17 protein-coding genes are annotated in these 18,947 nt (G+C 33.8%); 7 read left to right on the top strand and 10 right to left on the bottom strand.

Annotated elements, in window-relative coordinates:
* Nucleotides 1-1,383 (bottom strand): transaldolase, encoded by a 1,383-nt coding sequence (locus DFQ03_RS09135; RefSeq protein WP_133672868.1) that lies wholly within the window; start codon nt 1,381-1,383, stop codon nt 1-3.
* Nucleotides 1,384-1,562: 179 nt separating this feature from the next.
* On the opposite strand from DFQ03_RS09135, the gene DFQ03_RS09130 reads away from it, so the two are divergent.
* Both DFQ03_RS09130 and DFQ03_RS09125 read left to right on the top strand, forming a co-directional pair.
* Nucleotides 1,563-3,185, top strand: a complete 1,623-nt coding sequence (locus tag DFQ03_RS09130) for an ABC-F family ATP-binding cassette domain-containing protein (RefSeq protein WP_133672867.1) — start codon at nt 1,563-1,565, stop codon at nt 3,183-3,185.
* Nucleotides 3,186-3,217: 32 nt separating this feature from the next.
* Nucleotides 3,218-4,342, top strand: a complete 1,125-nt coding sequence (locus DFQ03_RS09125; RefSeq protein ID WP_133672866.1) for a hypothetical protein — start codon at nt 3,218-3,220, stop codon at nt 4,340-4,342.
* Nucleotides 4,343-4,353: 11 nt separating this feature from the next.
* Here DFQ03_RS09125 and DFQ03_RS09120 read toward each other — a convergent pair whose 3' ends face one another.
* Nucleotides 4,354-5,076, bottom strand: a complete 723-nt coding sequence (locus DFQ03_RS09120) for a hypothetical protein (RefSeq protein ID WP_133672865.1) — start codon at nt 5,074-5,076, stop codon at nt 4,354-4,356.
* A gap of 206 nt (nt 5,077-5,282) precedes the next feature.
* Between DFQ03_RS09120 and DFQ03_RS09115 the strand changes: the two genes are divergently transcribed.
* On the top strand, nt 5,283-5,855 hold the full coding sequence (locus DFQ03_RS09115) for a fasciclin domain-containing protein (RefSeq protein ID WP_133672864.1): 573 nt from the start codon (nt 5,283-5,285) through the stop codon (nt 5,853-5,855).
* On the opposite strand, the gene pheT is transcribed toward DFQ03_RS09115, so the two are convergent.
* Nucleotides 5,856-8,285, bottom strand: coding sequence for a phenylalanine--tRNA ligase subunit beta (pheT, locus tag DFQ03_RS09110; protein WP_133672863.1), 2,430 nt, complete (start codon nt 8,283-8,285; stop codon nt 5,856-5,858).
* A gap of 127 nt (nt 8,286-8,412) precedes the next feature.
* Here pheT and DFQ03_RS09105 point away from each other — a divergent pair, with 127 nt between their 5' ends.
* Complete coding sequence (locus DFQ03_RS09105; protein WP_133672862.1) at nt 8,413-9,636, top strand: TlpA family protein disulfide reductase; 1,224 nt, start codon at nt 8,413-8,415, stop codon at nt 9,634-9,636.
* Between the two features lies 1 nt (nt 9,637).
* Here the strand turns inward: DFQ03_RS09105 and leuB are convergent, their stop codons facing one another.
* Together leuB and DFQ03_RS09095 are read right to left on the bottom strand one after the other, a co-directional pair.
* A complete protein-coding gene (gene leuB, locus DFQ03_RS09100) occupies nt 9,638-10,756 on the bottom strand; it encodes a 3-isopropylmalate dehydrogenase (protein WP_133672861.1) in 1,119 nt (372 codons plus the stop codon).
* A gap of 2 nt (nt 10,757-10,758) precedes the next feature.
* A complete protein-coding gene (locus tag DFQ03_RS09095) occupies nt 10,759-11,931 on the bottom strand; it encodes a 2-isopropylmalate synthase (RefSeq protein WP_133672860.1) in 1,173 nt (390 codons plus the stop codon).
* A gap of 145 nt (nt 11,932-12,076) precedes the next feature.
* Here DFQ03_RS09095 and DFQ03_RS09090 point away from each other — a divergent pair, with 145 nt between their 5' ends.
* Together DFQ03_RS09090 and DFQ03_RS09085 are read left to right on the top strand one after the other, a co-directional pair.
* On the top strand, nt 12,077-13,621 hold the full coding sequence (locus DFQ03_RS09090; RefSeq protein WP_133672859.1) for a hypothetical protein: 1,545 nt from the start codon (nt 12,077-12,079) through the stop codon (nt 13,619-13,621).
* Between the two features lie 15 nt (nt 13,622-13,636).
* Nucleotides 13,637-14,497: a DMT family transporter gene (locus DFQ03_RS09085; protein WP_243834466.1), complete on the top strand. Its 861-nt coding sequence runs from the start codon at nt 13,637-13,639 to the stop codon at nt 14,495-14,497.
* 9 nt (nt 14,498-14,506) lie between these two features.
* Here DFQ03_RS09085 and DFQ03_RS09080 read toward each other — a convergent pair whose 3' ends face one another.
* From DFQ03_RS09080 to panB, 4 genes are read right to left on the bottom strand one after another with little or no spacing between them, the layout of a single operon-like run.
* Complete coding sequence (locus DFQ03_RS09080) at nt 14,507-15,037, bottom strand: DUF4252 domain-containing protein (RefSeq protein WP_133672858.1); 531 nt, start codon at nt 15,035-15,037, stop codon at nt 14,507-14,509.
* A gap of 30 nt (nt 15,038-15,067) precedes the next feature.
* Nucleotides 15,068-15,766, bottom strand: a complete 699-nt coding sequence (locus DFQ03_RS09075) for an RluA family pseudouridine synthase (protein WP_133672857.1) — start codon at nt 15,764-15,766, stop codon at nt 15,068-15,070.
* Nucleotides 15,767-15,799: 33 nt separating this feature from the next.
* Nucleotides 15,800-16,297 carry a signal peptidase II gene (gene lspA, locus DFQ03_RS09070; protein WP_243834465.1) on the bottom strand — a complete coding sequence of 166 codons (498 nt, stop codon included), beginning with the start codon at nt 16,295-16,297 and terminating at the stop codon, nt 15,800-15,802.
* Between the two features lie 14 nt (nt 16,298-16,311).
* Nucleotides 16,312-17,130, bottom strand: coding sequence for a 3-methyl-2-oxobutanoate hydroxymethyltransferase (gene panB, locus DFQ03_RS09065; protein WP_133672856.1), 819 nt, complete (start codon nt 17,128-17,130; stop codon nt 16,312-16,314).
* Nucleotides 17,131-17,265: 135 nt separating this feature from the next.
* Between panB and DFQ03_RS09060 the strand changes: the two genes are divergently transcribed.
* Nucleotides 17,266-17,733: a nuclear transport factor 2 family protein gene (locus DFQ03_RS09060; protein WP_133672855.1), complete on the top strand. Its 468-nt coding sequence runs from the start codon at nt 17,266-17,268 to the stop codon at nt 17,731-17,733.
* Nucleotides 17,734-17,744: 11 nt separating this feature from the next.
* Here the strand turns inward: DFQ03_RS09060 and DFQ03_RS09055 are convergent, their stop codons facing one another.
* Nucleotides 17,745-18,788: a ThuA domain-containing protein gene (locus DFQ03_RS09055; protein WP_133672854.1), complete on the bottom strand. Its 1,044-nt coding sequence runs from the start codon at nt 18,786-18,788 to the stop codon at nt 17,745-17,747.
* Nucleotides 18,789-18,947: the final 159 nt, after the last annotated feature.

The following is an 18,947-nucleotide window of genomic DNA, read 5'->3' as shown; positions in this document are numbered from 1 at the left end:
TTATTTCTTGTATATATTAGAAAATCCATCTACTATTACTGCATTATCTGTAATAATAGCTTTATTCATTGGGTAAAGCACTAGTTTCTCAGTAAGCTCTTTGAAATCGTTGCTGTGGTATTGTAATGAAGAATCTACACCAAGGGTGGCAATTATAGTTTTCCACTGATCAAAATCGGTTTTAATATTAATACCTATTAATTCGTGGTCTGGTCTTTTTTCTTTTAGAACTGCAATTCTTTTAAAAATCTCTAAGTATTGTTTTTTGTTAGTACCAGACCAGAAATAAAACATGACTTTTTTATCTGCCGCTATTTCAGTTAGCGTTTTACTTTCATTATTAAATGTAATAACATCTAAATCTGGAATTACTTTTGTTGGTTGAAGATTTGCAATACCTTGATACAAGTTTTCAATTTCTTCAATATGCATATTGTTTTTTGAGACTTTCTTAAATTCGGTTAAGAATATTTCTGTGTTTTCAGGGGCATCCTTTTTCTTTAATAAATAATCAAATGCTACATTTCTAAAAAGATTATCTCTTAACTCTTTCTCAATAACAAGACTGTCGATTAAGTGTAATTTATGTTTCTTATAATGTAATTGTTTGTTTTCGTCACCATGAGCATTGTTGCACTCATTTTTACAGCTCATGTAAGATAAGTTACCAAAATGAGCTTTCATAAAATCGTAATACGGTCTTAAATATGTAAGTGTATGGTCATCGTAATTTATTTTATCTCTGTACGAGTAGAAATTTTTAGGTAGACTATGAAAATTTTCTTCGGCAGTTTTTCTTTTATGTTGAAATGGATAAATTTCTTTGTATCTGTTATACGTGTAATTTATACTACCGTTTAATAACTTGATTGCTTCTTCAGAAATTAAATTTTCAGAATTTAACTCGTTTAGTTTAGCAACTTTATCTTGTCTTAAATTTTCTATTTTATCTACGAAGTCTGCCGGTTCTAATTCGTAGTATTCAGAATACATAGAAGAATCTTCTTCTTCAGTGGCTAAAAATAGTTCTAATAGAAAATTATTGGTTTCTTCATTACTACCAGAAAAAACTAAAGACTCATCAAAATAAATGGTGTTAAGTCTAACCATAAGACTATCACCTTTTTCTAAATAAACATATTGATGTTCTGGAGCCAAATTAAAGTGGTACAAACCATTTTCAATAGAAGAAAGCTTAAACTTGAAACGGTTTTTGTCATCAATCTTAGCAGAATCAACCTTTACGCCGCCTTTTAATAAAATAACTTGGTCACTAGTGGGGTTCACTATCTCACCAGCAAACAGTACTGTTTCAGAATCTTTTTTTGTGGAGGAACAACCCACTAATAAGGCTACGCAGGTAGAGAGTAAAATTCTTATCATATAGTATATGGGACTGGTGATAGTCAAAAATAACAAACCTAATCACCAGATGTTGTTAATAGCTAGTTAAATGTTGTCAACCGCTAACTTAATAATCTTTTGTTGAATTTGATGGTAAACTAGGCAGTGTAAGCCTAGAAATTCAGTATTTTTGCACGGATTTTTAAAATTTTGTTTCTATGTTATCTGTTTCTAATCTTTCTGTTCAATTTGGAAAACGAGTATTGTTCGATGAAGTAAACGTTGCTTTTACCCAAGGTAATTGCTATGGTATTATTGGTGCCAATGGTGCCGGTAAATCTACTTTTTTGAAGATTCTTGCTGGGCAAATGGATCCTACTTCTGGTCATGTTCATTTAGAGCCTGGTAAGAGAATGTCAATATTAGAACAGAACCATAACTCAGCTGATGATTTTACTGTATTAGAAGCGGTGGTAATGGGTAACAAGCCTTTATATGAGATTAAAAAGGAAATCGATGCACTTTATGCTGATTACGATGATAAAAATGCAGATAGAATAGGGGAGCTGCAGGTGAAGTTTGAAGAAATGAACGGTTGGAACGCCGATAGCAACGCAGCTGCATTACTTTCGAATTTAGGTATTAGTGCAGATTTGCATTCTACTTTAATGTCTGAGCTTGATTCTAAATTAAAGGTACGTGTACTTTTGGCACAAGCGTTATTCGGTAATCCTGATGTATTGATTATGGATGAACCTACCAACGACTTGGATTATGAAACGATCAGTTGGTTAGAGAATTTCTTGGCAGATTATGAAAATACGGTTATAGTAGTAAGTCATGACCGTCACTTTTTGGATACGGTATGTACTGACATAGGTGATATTGATTTCGGAAAACTGAATTTATATTCTGGTAACTATACATTTTGGTACGAGAGTAGTCAGTTAGCAGCTCGTCAACGTGCGCAACAGAATAAGAAGGCTGAAGAAAAAGCAAAAGAATTACAAGAATTTATTGCTCGTTTTAGTGCAAACGTCGCAAAAAGTAAGCAAGCTACTTCTCGTAAAAAAATGCTTTCTAAATTAAAAGTTGATGATATTAAACCATCAAGCCGTAGGTATCCTGCAATTATTTTTGATCGAGAGCGTGAAGCTGGTGATCAGATTTTGAATGTAGAAGGACTTTCTGCTTCAACCGACGAGGGTGAGCTATTATTCAGCAATGTAAACATCAACTTGGCAAAAGGCGATAAGATTGCTATAATCTCAAGAGACTCCAGAGCTACATCAGCATTTTATGATATCATCAATGGAAACAAAAAAGCAGATAAAGGTACTTTTCAGTGGGGTATAACTACTACACAATCGTATTTGCCTGCAGACAATTCAGACTTCTTTACCGGTAATATTAACTTGGTAGATTGGTTACGCCAATATGCTAAAACAGAAGAAGAGCGCGAAGAAGTTTACATTCGCGGTTTCTTAGGTAAAATGTTATTTAGTGGAGAAGAAGCACTTAAAAAATGTACAGTACTATCTGGAGGAGAAAAAGTACGTTGTATGTTAAGTAGAATGATGTTGATGCGTGCTAACGTATTAATGTTAGATGAACCAACTAACCACTTGGATCTAGAAAGCATTACGGCGTTTAATAATTCTCTTAAGAATTTTAAGGGTACTGTAATGTTGACTACACATGATCATGAGTTTGCACAAACCGTTGCAAATAGAATCATAGAATTAACTCCTAAAGGCAACATTGATAGGTATTCAACGTTTGATGAGTATATGTCTGACAAGGCATTAAAAGATCAGCGTAACAAAATGTACGCTAATTAAGCATAGAATAGATTAACCCAAATCGATGTTTTATGAAAACCTACAAATATGTGGCTTGCTTTGTGCTGGCCTTTAGTTTCTTTGCATGTGAAAAATCTTCTGAACCAGTTGAAGAAGAAATCGCTACTAGTGCACAAGTTGACTACACAGTTTTTTTACAAAATAACAATCAATTAAATGGTGTTGTTGTAGCATCTGCTAATGAGGAATTTACTGTAAAAAGCAACGTTAACTTATTTAGCAATGTTCCGTCTAATGCTCTAAAATATCGTACATCAAACGATTTAGGCTATTATTCTTCAACTAATTGTCAGGCAACATTTCAGTGGTTTAATGCAGAAAATTCCGCTTCTCAATCAGTAGCCTTATTTAGCGATATAGATGTATGTTCTATAAATGTACTTACAATGGCATTTTCAAATGAGCTTGCCGCAGTTGCTTATGAAAGAGAGTTATTAGGGAAGGATAAGCAATTTATTGTTCGTATAAATCAGCTTATTCAAGGATCAGTTAGTCCAGAGGAAATTTCTTTGGATAAGAAACCAATGGAAATCGTTATATCATCAAATCGATTATTTGTATTGACGTTAAATGAATTTGTAAGTGATGAATTTCATTTATCGGTAATTGATCTCGATAATAGTGAAGTTTTAATGGAATTGGATTTAGGTTTAGATGCACAGCGTTTATTTACCAACAATTCTGGGGAAGTAATTATTAGTTATCCGGAGTATCATACTACTTTAAATCCCAAAACTTTAGATAAGTTGTACACGACTTATGGTGAGGATACCGAACCTGGCTTCATAACAACAAATGATTTTTTCATTGATAGTGCTGGTAAATTTTATTTTCATAAAAAAATGCCAAATGCTGAAATTGAAGAGGTGCCTGCAATATATGACTTTGAAAAAAATAGTACTGTAGTGTATCTGTTTGAAAATTTCTTAACTGAAGCTGAATTGAATATCAAATACAGCATAGCACAAACAACATCAATAGCGTATGATGAGAAAAACAATTATGTTTTAATAGGCTATCAGAAAAAAGGACATATAGACAAAGGTGGAATTCTAAGAATCACTCCAGCTCCCGATTTCAAATTAATTGATAATATAGATTTAGAGGGCGTTCCAAAAACCATATTTGTCAAATAAATTGACCTCAATTAACTGTTGAAGTATTTACTGTTCCAAATAGCTGGATTAAAGTTTTTGCCCATCGCAAATCCATAGAAAATTACAACAGAAGCAATACACTTGAACATAAAGAAGTTTAGAATCCAAAATTGAGCATTTGAATTCGATTTGGAGAATAGTCCGTCTGGTATCATCATTGTTGTAATGAAACTCATTAATAAAACTAAAATGGCAAGATTTACAATGCTCTTAAAGGGCCACATTAAAAACTTACGTAAAGGGTGAAGGTCATTTCCCCATTGATGTATTAAATAATGATAACCATTTCCGATGGGGGCAAATAGCAAAGGATCATCTTTATCTTCAAGTTTAAAGAGCTTAGAAGGCGCTATAATTTTGAATCCTTTTATTTCTAGGTTATGTTCTTTTTCTAGACTTTTAATTTTTGACAACGCTTCTGCAGGGATTGATCCTTTAAAATATGAAGTATCTAAAAAACGTAATCGATAATCTATACAAATTTGTTTGATTTCGTCAATGTGATAAATTTTAGAACTTTCTAATATTTCAAAATTAAATTTATTAATAGGTACACCCTTACTTGTTGTTACGTTTTGCTCAATTCTATCAAATTCAGCGTCTAGATTTGAAAGAATATTATGCACCTCTTTCATTCTTTCATCTTCTGATAAAATCTGTCCATTTCTAACTTTGGTCAGCTTTTCTTCAATGTTTGTTTTAGATAGCAACATGTTCTTTTTTTTAGCAATACACTCAAAGTTAATCAATTAGTGATTTTATCAAAATCTTGTTTAACTTAATTAAAAGTTAATAAAATGTTAAAACCCACTTATGTCATAATTTATGCTAGGTGTCAAAGACATCTAATTGTATATTGACGACGAAATCGAACCGTTTATCGATTTTTAGAACATTTGCCCCTTAAGAACCGACTATTATGAAAAAATGGACATCCCTCGTGTCCCTGTGTGCCCTATTTTTAGGAGTTCAGACCTATGCACAGGACAATTTGATTGATTTTAAATTTGAAAACTTAATATCAACTATTCAATCGGAAAAGTCTATTATTGAACGCACGGCAACCTTCGAAAATCATTCTTCATTATTGAACGCACTTCAAGCTACAAATCTAGACAAGGTTTTAGGTTATACGGGAGAATTTACTGTTTTTGCACCATCGAACCTTGCATTCGAAAAGCTATCAAAAGCTACTATTGATAAGTTATTTGATCCAGAAAATAAGAAAGCATTAAAGGCTATGCTTTCTTATCATATAATAGCAGATAAATTATCGGCTTCTAGTATTTTAAAAGCAATGTGTAGAGGTAATGGTATCGCAAAATTCACTACTATTCAAGGTGAAAAAATAACGGCGACCATGAAAGGTATAGACATTGTACTTACCGATAAATCTGGTAACAGTGCCATAATTACGACGGCAGATTCTAATCAATCTAACGGCATCATTCATGAAGTTGACACCGTTTTTGTTCCAGAAAAAATGCTGTAATTAACGAAGTGTCGCTCCTAAATTACGTTCGTAAGTACTTTGTAATTTAGACATAATTTTTTCTATTTGCTTTTCGGTCAAAGTGCTTTTATCATCTTGTAAAGTAAAGCTCACTGCATACGACTTCTTGCCTTCTGGTAAATTTTCACCTTCATATACATCAAAAAGAGTCATATCCTTTAAATATTTACGCTCTGTACCAAAAGCAAGGTCATGCAGTTCACGATAAGTTGCTTTATTATCTAATAATAAAGCAAAATCTCTTTTTACTTCTGGGTGCTTGGGTATTTCTTTAAAAGTGATCGGTGCTATCGAAATTTGCTTTAAAACAGCTCCCCAATCAAAATCGGCAAATAATATATCTTGTTTTATATCAAAATGTTTTAAAATAGATTTTTTAATCAATCCGAAAGAAACCAATTGTTTTTTCTTGTTCGTAAATGTTAAGCCTTCTGAGAAAATTGTAGAAGTGGTAGGCTCACTTTTCAAATCGGACAAGCCAAGTCTTAATAATACCGACATAACAATAGACTTTAATTCAAAAAAGTTCGCTGGCACAGCTTTTGTCGTCCAGTTATCATGAACGGAATTTCCTGTTAATAAAATACTTAGATATTTTGGTTCTATTCGTTTATCACCTTTGGAGTAGTATGTTTTGCCAAATTCGAAAAGTTTTAAACTACTTCTTCTTCTGTTAATGTTATAGCTGGCAGTTTCTAAAGCAGAGAACAAAGAGGTTCTACGCAATACAGAAAGATCACCACTTAATGGATTGATAATTTCTATAGACCTACGTTCTTCATCCTTATCGTCTAATAGTGTGGTATAATCAGGGTTAGTTAAACTATTGGTTAAGATTTCAAAATAACCTTTCGCTGCAAGCGAGTTACCAATAGTGTTTTGTATGGTGTGGTCTGCCGTTGCTTCAGTGATTGCAATAGAGGCATTCAGCTTTTGGCTAAAAGCTACATTATTGTAACCATAAACTCTTAAAATCTCTTCTATAACATCTACTTGGCGTTGCACATCAACACGGTAAGAAGGTACTTCAAGACCCATACCAGATTCTGTAACATTTTTAACCTTGATTTCAAGAGATGCCAATATAGATTTAATAGTGTCTTGTGGTATTTCTTGACCTATTAATTTGTTTATTTTTTCAAATGCAAGAAAGACCTCAAAATTAGGATGCTTTTTAGGGTATAGGTCATAAATGTCAGATGTTATTTCGCCACCTGCAATTTCTTTAATTAATAACGCTGCACGTTTTAAACTGTACTCTACATTTTCAATATCAATACCACGTTCAAATCTAAATGAAGCATCTGTATTCAAACCATGCCTTTTGGCTGACTTTCTAATAGAAACCGGATTAAAGTATGCGCTCTCTAAAAATATAGATGTAGTTTCTTCAGTTACTCCGGATCCTAACCCGCCAAATACACCTGCTAAACACAAAGGTTTTTCGGTGTCACAAATCATTAAGTCATCTTCATGCAAGGTTCTTTCAATACCATCTAGCGTTGTAAATTTGGTGCCTTTCGGTAAAGTCTGAACCAAAATTTTATTTCCCTTTATTTTACTGGCATCGAAAGCGTGTAGTGGTTGCCCAAGTTCGTGCAGTACATAATTTGTAGCATCTACGACGTTGTTCTTTGGCGTAAGACCTATAGATTTAAGTCTATTTTGAAGCCAGGTAGGCGAGGGTTGAACAATTAAATTACTTAAAGTAACGCCGCAGTAACGCGGAGCCAATTCAGTTTTTAATACATCAACATCAATTTTAAGCGATCTATCGTTAATATTAAAATGACTTGTAGAAGGAGTAATCAGTTCTTTGGTGATTTCCTTTTGTTTAAGTCCTGCTTTTAAATCTCTTGCTACACCAAAATGACTCATGGCATCTGCACGGTTTGGCGTTAAGCCAATTTCAAAAACTTCATCTTCTTCAATTTCAAAAACTTCTGAACATGGAGTTCCGACTTTTAAATATTTATCAAGCACCATTATACCATCGTGACTGCTACCAAGACCCAATTCGTCTTCGGCACAGATCATCCCAAAGCTTTCTTCTCCTCTTATCTTTCCTTTTTTAATGGTCCAAGCTTCACCTTCGGCAGTGTATAATGTTGTGCCAATTGTAGCTACAGGTACTTTTTGTCCGGCGGCAACATTCTTAGCTCCACAAACAATTTGTACAGGCGCTTCTAAGCCAATATCTACCATTGTGACATTTAACTTGTCGGCATTTGTGTGTTTTTCGCAACTTAATACGTGACCCACAACGATACCTTTTAATCCGCCTTTAACAGATTCAAATTTTTCAACACCTTCAACCTCTAAACCTAAATCGGTTAAAAGTTCACTGGTTTTTTGTGATTCCCAATCTATTTGTATGAACTGTTTAAGCCAGTTATATGATATTTTCATTCAAAAAATTTATAGGTTGCAAAGATAAAACAATGCCCGTATACATTCAATAAGCTATGAAGTCTTTATTTTAATTTTTAATTCTGCCATTTTAATTGTTTATTAGAAGTTAAATTAAAAATGAACTATGAGATGTAGTATTGTAGTACTATCCATTTTAATGTTATTGATTGGATGTAAAGAGAATAGACAAAATTTAAATTTATCTGAGGGTATTTGGCTTGTTGAGTTAGATGTAATGGATAGCCAAGTATTACCTTTTAATTTAAAAGTCAATAAAAAGGACGATGGCATTTATGCAATGCAAATTTTTAATGCGGAAGAGGTAATTGATGTAGATGAAATTGAAATTAAGGGTGATTCTATCATTATGCAGACACCTGTCTTCGAAGGATATTTGGCGGGTACTTTCACCGAAAATTCAATACAAGGTCAGTTTATAAAAGAAAGTTTAGATAGAATAGTGCCATTCAAGGCTATATTTGGTTCAGAAGATAGGTTTAAAGCTAAGAATGAGAGTACTAACCGTAATGTAACCGGTATTTGGGAAACATATTTTAGTCCAGATTTAAAAGAGGAATATGTGGGTAAGGGTATTTTCTTGCAAGAAGATAATCGAGTTACAGGTACTTTTAGAACTACAACAGGAGATTATAGATATTTAGATGGTATACTTGATGGAGATTCGTTAAAATTATCTGCTTTTGATGGTGCCCACGCATTTCTATTTAATGCAAGAGTTACCGATTCTACCATGAATGGAGTTTTTTACTCTGGCAATCATTTTAAAGAGCCTTTTGTTGCTACAAGAAATGACGGATTTGAATTGCCTAATCCTGATTCACTAACTTTTTTAAACGACGGATATGATAAATTGGCATTCACTTTCCCAGATGTAGAAGGAAATCTGATTTCTTTAAGTGATGATACTTATCAAGATAAGGTGGTGGTTGTTCAGCTAATGGGTACATGGTGCCCAAATTGCTTAGATGAAACTAAATTTTTGGTAGATTATCTAGAAGAAAACAATGATATTGAAGTTATTGGTTTGGCTTTTGAATCGGCAAAAACCAAAGAAATTGCAATAGAAGGTATTGAGCGATTAAAAGAAAGAATAGGGGTAGATTATCCTATTTTATTGGCGCAGTATGGTACTTATGATAAACAAAAAGCACAAGAAAAATTACCGATGCTGAACCATGTACTTTCTTACCCAACCACCATATTTGTTGATAAAAAGGGGAATGTTCGAAAAATTCACACAGGATTTAACGGTCCTGCAACAGGTGAGAAATTTATTGAATTCAAAAAAGATTTTAACGAATTAATGACCGAGTTGCTTAGTGAATAATTTAGATAATAGTAGATTTACCTAAGCCTATATTTTCATCGTTAATACTAAAATTACCATCTAGCTCCATGATATTGTCGGCTATAAAGTCACCTACATAGTTGGTGCCATATTTAGAACTTCCTAAAATATCTGGCGTCACAATTTTCTTAGAAAAGGATTTTAAAACTGCGGCTACAACGGCATTGGACTCTTCGTTCATTTTGAAATGTTGCAAAAGCATAGCCATACTTAAAATAGAAGCTACTGGGTTTGCAATGTTTTTTCCTGCAGCATCTGGGTAAGAACCATGAATTGGTTCAAACATAGCATACTTGAGTCCGACAGAGGCCGATGGTAAAAGTCCTATAGAACCTGCAATGACACTACCTTGGTCAGAAAGAATGTCCCCGAACATATTGTCAGTTAAAATAACATCAAATTGAGACGGATTTAAAACCATCTGTACTGCGGCGTTATCAATAAATTGACAGTTAAGTGTTACATCTGGATAACTATCAGATATCGATCCAACAACACGTCTCCATAAACGAGAAGTTTCAAGCACATTGGCTTTGTCAACAAGTGTAACTTTCTTTTTTCTTGAGCGAGCAGATTTGAAAGCTAAATGCGCAATTCTGCTAATTTCAGATTCGGTATAGGTACAAATATCTGTTGCAGAATTTTTCTCCTCGTCAATGGTTTTCTCTCCATAGTATATTCCTCCAGATAATTCTCTGAAGATTACTAAGTCTGTATTTTGTACTTGAGCCTTTGAAAGGGGAGATTGCTTTACTAAAGACGGAAATACTTTAACGGGTCTAATATTAGCAAATAAGCCTAATTCCTTACGCAATTTTAATAGTCCTTGTTCGGGCCAAACCTTTGCTTTTGGGTTGTCGTCAAATTCGGGTAGTCCTAATGCTCCAAATAAGGTAGCATCGGTGCTTTTACAAAGTTTAAGAGTTTCCTTTGGCAATGGGCTACCGGTCTCCTTAATTGCAGCAGCACCAATGAGTCCTTTTTGAAAGGTAAAACTATGGCCAAAAGTTTCTTCAACAGAACGTAAGCACTTAATAGATTGTGCTACGACCTCAGGTCCAATTCCGTCTCCTTCTAAAACAGCAATGTTTAAATGCATAATTAGCTTATACTATGTATATCTATATTTGAGGTTTCAATAATTTGATGAATATCATCATCTTTTACTTCTTTTCTTGTATCGGCATACTTTAAAAACTCTTGATAAACATCATCTAATTGAGTTTTAGTCAACTCGTAACCTACAATTTTAGCTCTATAAGCTAGGGCGGCTCTACCACTTCTGGCAGTTAAAACAATAGAAGACTCGGTGACACCTACATCTGCAGGGTCAATGATTTCATATGTTTCTCTATTTTTTATAACACCGTCTTGGTGTATTCCAGAACTATGTGCGAATGCATTTGCTCCGACAATTGCTTTATTAGGTTGTACCATCATTCCCATTTTTCTAGATACCATTAAACTGGTATCATAAAGTAATTTGCTATTAATGGTAGTATCATAATTTAAATCTGGGTGTTGGCGTAAAATCATTACAACCTCTTCCAATGATGTGTTACCTGCACGTTCACCAATACCGTTAATGGTACATTCAATTTGTCTTGCGCCATTTATGACACCAGAAATCGAATTTGCTGTAGCCAAACCTAAATCATTATGGCAATGACAAGATAAAATGGCTTTTTCGATGCCTTTTACATTTTCACGTAAATATTTTATTTTGGCGCCATATTCGTCTGGCAAGCAATACCCGGTAGTATCAGGAATATTCAAAACGGTTGCACCTGCTTTTATAACCGCTTCGCAAACACGAGCTAAAAACTCATTATCTGTACGACCGGCATCTTCGGCATAAAATTCAACATCTTCAACAAAAGTCTTTGCATATTTAACTGCATCGACGGCCCGTTCTATAATAGCATCTCTGTTAGAATTGAATTTATATTTAATATGAGAGTCAGATGTACCAATACCAGTATGAATTCTTGGAATTTTAGCATATTTCAGAGCTTCGGCGGCAACTTCAATATCATTTTTGACCGCACGGGTCAATCCACAGACTGTAGCATTTTTAACGAGCTTTGCTATGGCTTCGACAGATTGAAAATCTCCCGGGCTAGAAACAGGAAAACCGGCTTCGATCACATTAACACCCAGTAAATCTAGGCGCTCAGCGATGACCAATTTTTGTTCCCGGTCTAATTTACAGCCCGGTACTTGCTCTCCATCTCTTAAAGTAGTGTCAAATATTTGTACTATCTCTTTACTCATTATATTTACGTAATTTTACTCGTCAAACGAATATATAACCTAAAATACAAGTTACTTGAAAGTTGTTATCTTGTTTACAACGTTAAGTCAGTTTTTTAGGTATGTAAGACATTGAATAACAATTACTTAAACTCTTATTATTACGATGACAAATGCGCATAAAGATGCTTTGTTCGTTTTGGTTAAATCACTTTCTAAATCAGAAAAGCGTCAATTCAAGCTTTACGTTGGTAGATTAGGTGTAAATACAGATGCCAAATTCTTGGCACTCTTCAATTTATTAGATAAAATTAAGCAATACGACGAAAAGACCATATTAGAAAGTGGTATTGTTAAGAAAGCTCAGCTTTCTAACCTTAAAGCACACTTATACAAGCAGATATTAGTTAGTCTAAGATTAAATCCTGTTAACCAAAATATAAGGGTTCAGATACGAGAACAACTAGATTTTGCCACAATACTATATCAGAAAGGACTTTATAAACAAAGTTTAAAAATATTGGATAAGGTAAAAGGAATTGCCATTGAGAATGAAGAGAAGAATATAGCGTATGAGATTGTTGAACTAGAGAAAATAATTGAAACACAGTATATTACAAGGAGTATTCCTGATCGTGCCGATGAACTTGCTATACAGGCAAAAGAATTGTCTGGGCATAATGTAATGACCAGTAAGCTCTCGAATCTTTCTTTACAGCTTTACGGAATGATGCTAAAAGTAGGGTATGTACGAAGTGATGAAGATTATCAAAAAGTGAAAACTTATTTTAATGATCATCTACCGCTGTATAATATTGAGGATTTAGGTTTTCGAGAAAAATTATGGTTATATAAAGCCTATTTGTGGTACAGTTTTCTTACTCAAGATTTCTTGTCGTGTTTTAAATATGCCAGTAAATGGGTTGATTTATTCTATGATCATAAAGACATGATCTATTTGAATCCTGTTTTCTTTTTAAAAGGAAATCACTATTTGCTAGAATCTCTTTTTTATGTGCAATATAGTTCGCAGTTTAAAGAAGTTTTAGAGCGTTTAGAATCGACCATCAAAGAAAAAGATTTTCCTGATAACGATAATATTAACTCGCTGGTATTTATGTATTTAAATGCCAATAAATTGAACCTTCATTTTCTTGAAGGTACTTTCGAAAAAGGCTTGTACTTGGTGAAGATTATTGAATACGGCATTAATAAGCATAGGGATAGAATTGATGTGCATCATGTAATGGTTCTTTATTATAAAATTGCTTGTCTGTATTTTGGTGTTGGAGATAATAAAACCTGTATTCAATATCTAAAAAAAATCATCGATAATAAGAATTTGAAGATGCGTGAAGACTTAATGTGTTTTGCACGTGTTTTAAGTTTAGTAGCTCACTATGAGGCAGGTATGGACTATCATTTAGAAGTTCAATTGAAAAGTACATATAAGTTTCTTTTGAAAATGAATGATATGCATGCAGTGCAAAAAGAGATGATCAAGTTTCTAAGAAGTTTAGGTGGTATTTATCCAAATCAACTAAAGGCAGAGTTTCAAAAACTGTATACTGAACTTAAAAAGTATGAAGATCATCCATATGAAAAAAGAGCTTTCTTGTATTTGGATATATTATCATGGTTAGAGAGTCATTTACAGAACAAACCGGTTTCTCAAATTATGAGAGAAAAAGCCCTGGCCAAAATACGCTAACCGTAATTGATGTAGATGAAAAGTAATCACCTTCAGCATTTGTTAGAAATTAATCTTGCAATGCTTTTTGTAGCTACTTCTGGGGCATTAGGGCGTTATGTTCAGCTACCAGTTCCGGTCGCAATTGGTTCAAGGGCAATATTAGCTTTTGTGGCACTATTTATATATTGCAAATGGAAGGGTTTTAGTTTAAATGTTGATAAAAAAGATATTCCGGTAATATTGCTCAGTGGGGTATTAATGGGAGTTCATTGGATTGCCTATTTCTATGCTTTAAAGCTGTCTAATGTGGCTATTGGTATGCTTTCTATTTTTACATACCCGGTGATTACGGCATTTTTAGAACCTATTCTTCTGAAAACTAAGTTTCAATTGGTGCATTTGCTTCTTGCTTTTTTAGTACTTACGGGAATGTATTTTTTGAGTCCTACCTTAGATTTTGAGAATTCATATACTATAGCCATTGGTTTTGGGGTATTTTCAGCTCTTGCATATGCCCTAAGAAATATTCTTTTGAAAAAGAAAGTGGCGAAATATAATGGGTCTATGTTAATGACCTATCAAACCGCTATTGTAGGTGTTATTCTGTTCCCATTTTTATTTATTGTTTCAGCAGATACCATTATAGGCCAGTGGGAAGTTCTTGTTGCGCTCGCTGTTTTAACTACAGCAATTGGTCATACGATGTTTTTAATGACATTCAAGCATTTTAATATTACTACAGTAAGTATTTTAAGCAGTGTACAGCCGGTTTATGGTATTATAATCGGAGCTATATTTTTATCTGAAATACCTAAGGGAACTACTATTTTAGGCGGAATACTAATTTTGAGTTCTGTTGTAATTGAAAGCATCCGTTCTAAAAGACCAACATAAATGGTCGTTTTAATTTTGAGAGTTTATACCAGGTGTACTAGATCCAAACTGACTAATTATATTTTCTCCGAATTTAGTAAACTGCTCATTTTTTGCCATTTCTCGAACTTTTGCAGGGTCAAAATTACCATTGAAATATAAAAAAGAACCTGTTTGACTATTGTTATTGTAAATAAGAATTTCTTTGACCAGATTTTTCTTCTCTCTTACAGAAACTACACTACGTTTTAAATCGTCATTTTTTCTAAAAACTTCAATAAATGAATTACCGGTAATTCCATTCATTTGTTGATTTAGAAATTGAGTTTTACTCGATGTTGTACTCGGAAACTGCATATATCTCAAATCTTTGGCATTACCGACCATAGCCTTCATTTCTGGTGAAATTTCACTAATCATTGATAACATAAATTGGGGAATACGAACAGCGGTTACCTGATTATCATTTTTATGGGCATTGTAAAAGGTGTCAATAGAGTTGTAACTACCACATGAGGTAATTACTAAGAATAAACTTAAGGCACAAATTTTCTTTAACATGGTTATAGTGTTTCTCTAAAAGTAGTAAAATTAAAGACATGCATTCCAAATAGGGTCATTTGGTGGAGGAGCAATAATTTCTAAAGGTTCTTTTTTTACCGGATGCATTAAACGCAGTTTTCTAGCATGTAAATGTATACTTCCGTCAGCATTGCTTCTGTCGAATCCGTATTTTAAATCTCCTTTAATAGGGCAGCCTATTGCCGTTAGTTGCGAGCGAATTTGATGATGGCGACCTGTTTCTAAATCAACTTCTAAAAGAAAATAACGGTCTAACTTTTTTAAGGTTTTATACGTTAAAATGGCTTTTTTACTATCAGGGACCTCCTTAATCTTGGCGTAAGATTTATTTTGTTTGGTGTTACGCTTCATCCAATGAACTAATCTTTTCTCAGGCTCTGCAGGACTATTCTTTACAATTGCCAAATAGGTTTTTTTTGCATCTTTTTCTGCAAACATTTTGTTCAACCTAGGCAATGCTTTTGAGGTCTTTGCAAATACCACAATACCCGATGTTGGGCGATCTAGACGATGCACGACCCCTAGATAAACATTACCGGGTTTGTCGTACTTTTTCTTTAGAAAAGCCTTTACGGTGTCGCTCAATGGCTGATCACCGGTTTTATCACCTTGTACAATATCACCAGGACGTTTATTAATGACAATTAAGTGATTATCTTCAAATAATACCTGAAGGTTATCTACTGTAGAGTGTTCTTTTTTTGACAAAATGGAGTCTTAATTATTTGATTGTTGAACTTCTTAAATTGCAATTTTTTTTCCTCTAACTATTAAAAAAATAAACATAAATAGACCAAGGGTAACAGCAACATCTGCCATATTGAAAATTCCTGTTCGAAAAAAACCTAATCTAATTTGAAAGAAATCTGTAACTGAGCCATATGCTATTCTATCTATTAAATTTCCTAATCCGCCACCGATAACCAGTGCAAAGGCGATAATAACCAATAAGTTTAAATTAGGTTTACCCATTATTCTGTAGAGCAGTATCAATAACAATAACTTTGGCAACAACTGCAAAAGAAATCTTTTTAAAATAGGAGGGAAGTCTTGTCCGAATCCGAGGATTGCACCAGTATTTTCAACATTGGTAAGAATCAAATGATTCTTAAGTATAGGTATAAAAGCTTTTGGGTCAACTTTTTGGCGTGTGATTTCTTTAGATACCTGATCACAACCAACTGTCATTAAAACAATGATTAGAATCAAGAATTTACCAAAATATTTAGAACGACTCAAAAAGTATATATTAATTAATATTGCTCATCATCATTAGGGAAATCTTGACTTTTTACATCGCTTACATAATTGGAAATGGCATTGCCCATTTCTTCATAAAGGTTCATATATCTGCGTAAAAAACGAGGGTTGAATTCATGTGTCATTCCTAAAAGATCATGCACTACTAAAACTTGTCCGTCAGCATGTTTTCCACCTCCAATACCGATTGTTGGTATGGTTAAACTTTCAGAAACTTTTTTAGTTAGTTCCGCGGGTATTTTTTCCAGCACCAGACCAAAACAGCCTAATTTTTCCAGTAATTTGGCATCTTCCATTAATTTTTCCGCTTCTTCCTCTTCTTTTGCACGAACAGTATAGGTTCCAAATTTATAAATGGACTGCGGAGTTAGACCTAAATGGCCCATAACAGGAATACCTGCGGCAAGAATTCTTTTTACCGATTCCTTTATTTCCGCACCACCTTCTAATTTTACGGCATGTGCACCACTTTCTTTCATAATTCTAATTGCAGAACGCAAAGCTTCTTTAGGGTCGCTTTGGTAGCTGCCAAAAGGTAAATCAACTACAACCAATGCTCTGTCTATAGCTCTAATAACAGAAGATGCATGATATATCATTTGATCTAAGGTTATAGGTAATGTGGTTTCATGACCGGCCATTACATTACTGGCAGAATCACCTACCAAAATTACGTCGACCTTAGCGGCATCAACAATTTTGGCCATTGAATAGTCATAAGCAGTAAGCATAGAGATTTTCTCTCCATTCTTCTTCATATCTACTAATGATTTTACCGTGACCCTTTTGTATTCTTTTTTAGCTACTGACATATTCTAATATTGATTAAGAGCCATAAAAGTAAGGAGTTTTCCTGAGATTAAGCACTCCCTAAATAGAATCCATCTGAAGTGTACATTCAGAATTTACTTATTTTTAACGCGAACAACTTTTTAAAAGGTAACCCTATGAAATATTTCTCTTTACTATTGACAGTTTTATTGGTAAACTTGATAAATGCACAAATAGAAGAAGAAGTAAAAGTTAAGTATGCAGTAGAGACTTTTTTTTATGCTTTTAATGGCAAAAATGAATTTGCCATGAAACGTGTTGTGGATACAGATGTTATAATGCAAACGGTAAAATTAAATATGCTAGGTAATATGATCGTTGAAAAAACTAATTTTAATGATTTAATTAACTTCATGATTACCACGCCCGATTCTATAAGTTTTCATGAAAAAATACTCGATTATAAAATAGAAATAGATGGTGGTATGGCTCATGTTTGGGCGCCGTATGAATTTTGGTACAAAGGTGAATTCAGTCATTGTGGGGTTAACTCGTTTCAGTTATTTAAAGATGAACATGCATGGAAAATTATTTACCTAGTTGATTCCAGAAGAAAAGAAGATTGCAATCCGGTTTCAGAGTAAATGATAGTATGCTATTTCCAAGGTCTTGAGTTTGATGCATCGGCCCCAGGGAAATCATTTGGAATTTCTTGCGTAACATCTCCTGTAGCTGCCCATTCTGTTCCCCTTTGTAATGTGGTGATAAAACCTACACATTCCATTGAATAGTCAAAATGCCCTAATGTAGAATGAAAAACACGTCCCTTACCATAGTTGATAGCCATTAATTGTGGTACGTTTTGTCCTAAGCCAGTAATGTTTGGATCCCATGGTGGAGCATTTTTTTCAACATCGGCAAAAGCCGTGGCTAAAATAGTTGCATTTTCAAACGGTCCTCTCATACGCTCGTACATTTCATCTGGTGTATGTAACCATTTTTCTGGTATGCCTTTCATTATAGGGTGTTCTGGTGTCCTGGTGGTTAATTCAAATTCATATTCAGGTCCGTGAGATCCACAAACACCTTCAGAAGGGTCTTTTATTAGTTCACCTGCATCGTTATAATATACATACGGTCCAGATTTTTCATCTCGACCACCCCAAGCACCTAATCCGATCATTTTATTAAATTCATCCCATTCACCCCAGGCATTGTCAGCAGCATGAACTACTACTAAGCCACCACCATTATTCATATAGGTTTCAAAATCTTTTCTGGTTTGCTCTGGCCATAAGGGAGAATCTGAACCTAGGTTAGAAATAATAACATCAAAATCATTAAAATTGAATTTGAAATCTGATGTTTGTATGGGGCTCTCGGAAATATGATAGGCCTTATCTGATAATGGGTAAGTTTCTATAAATGAATGGTACGCCTCTGGTCTATCCTTATTGTATTTTATGCCTAACCAAACAGAGTCCATTCTTTGGACATCTACCGTAAATAAATCGGTCTGTTCTAGATAATCTTTCATCATCATAGTAGTTTTTGGCCAAATGTAATGGTTGTTCTGTCCGTCAATAATTAAAGCTTTCAGTTTAGCTGGTGCGTGAACTTGCGCTGCTATTTCCTTCTTTTTCTCTCCACAAGCAGAAAGTAATAAGCTTATTAAAACAACTGCCATTAAATTTTTCATGTTGATGGTTTATGGTTACATTCTATTGTTGACTTTAAATGTACATGAAGAAGTTTAGATGACAAAAACTTGATGGAAATAACTAAGGAACAAAAGTAAATTTCTTTTTGCTGAAGATAAAAACTGATCTTAAATTAGCATGAAACAAAAGTTGAATAC

Source organism: Maribacter caenipelagi (assembly GCF_004364175.1).
GTDB classification, from domain to species: Bacteria; Bacteroidota; Bacteroidia; order Flavobacteriales; family Flavobacteriaceae; genus Maribacter; species Maribacter caenipelagi.
The sequence above is the reverse complement of the archived record's forward strand: the minus strand, read 5'-3'. Positions and strand labels throughout refer to the sequence as shown.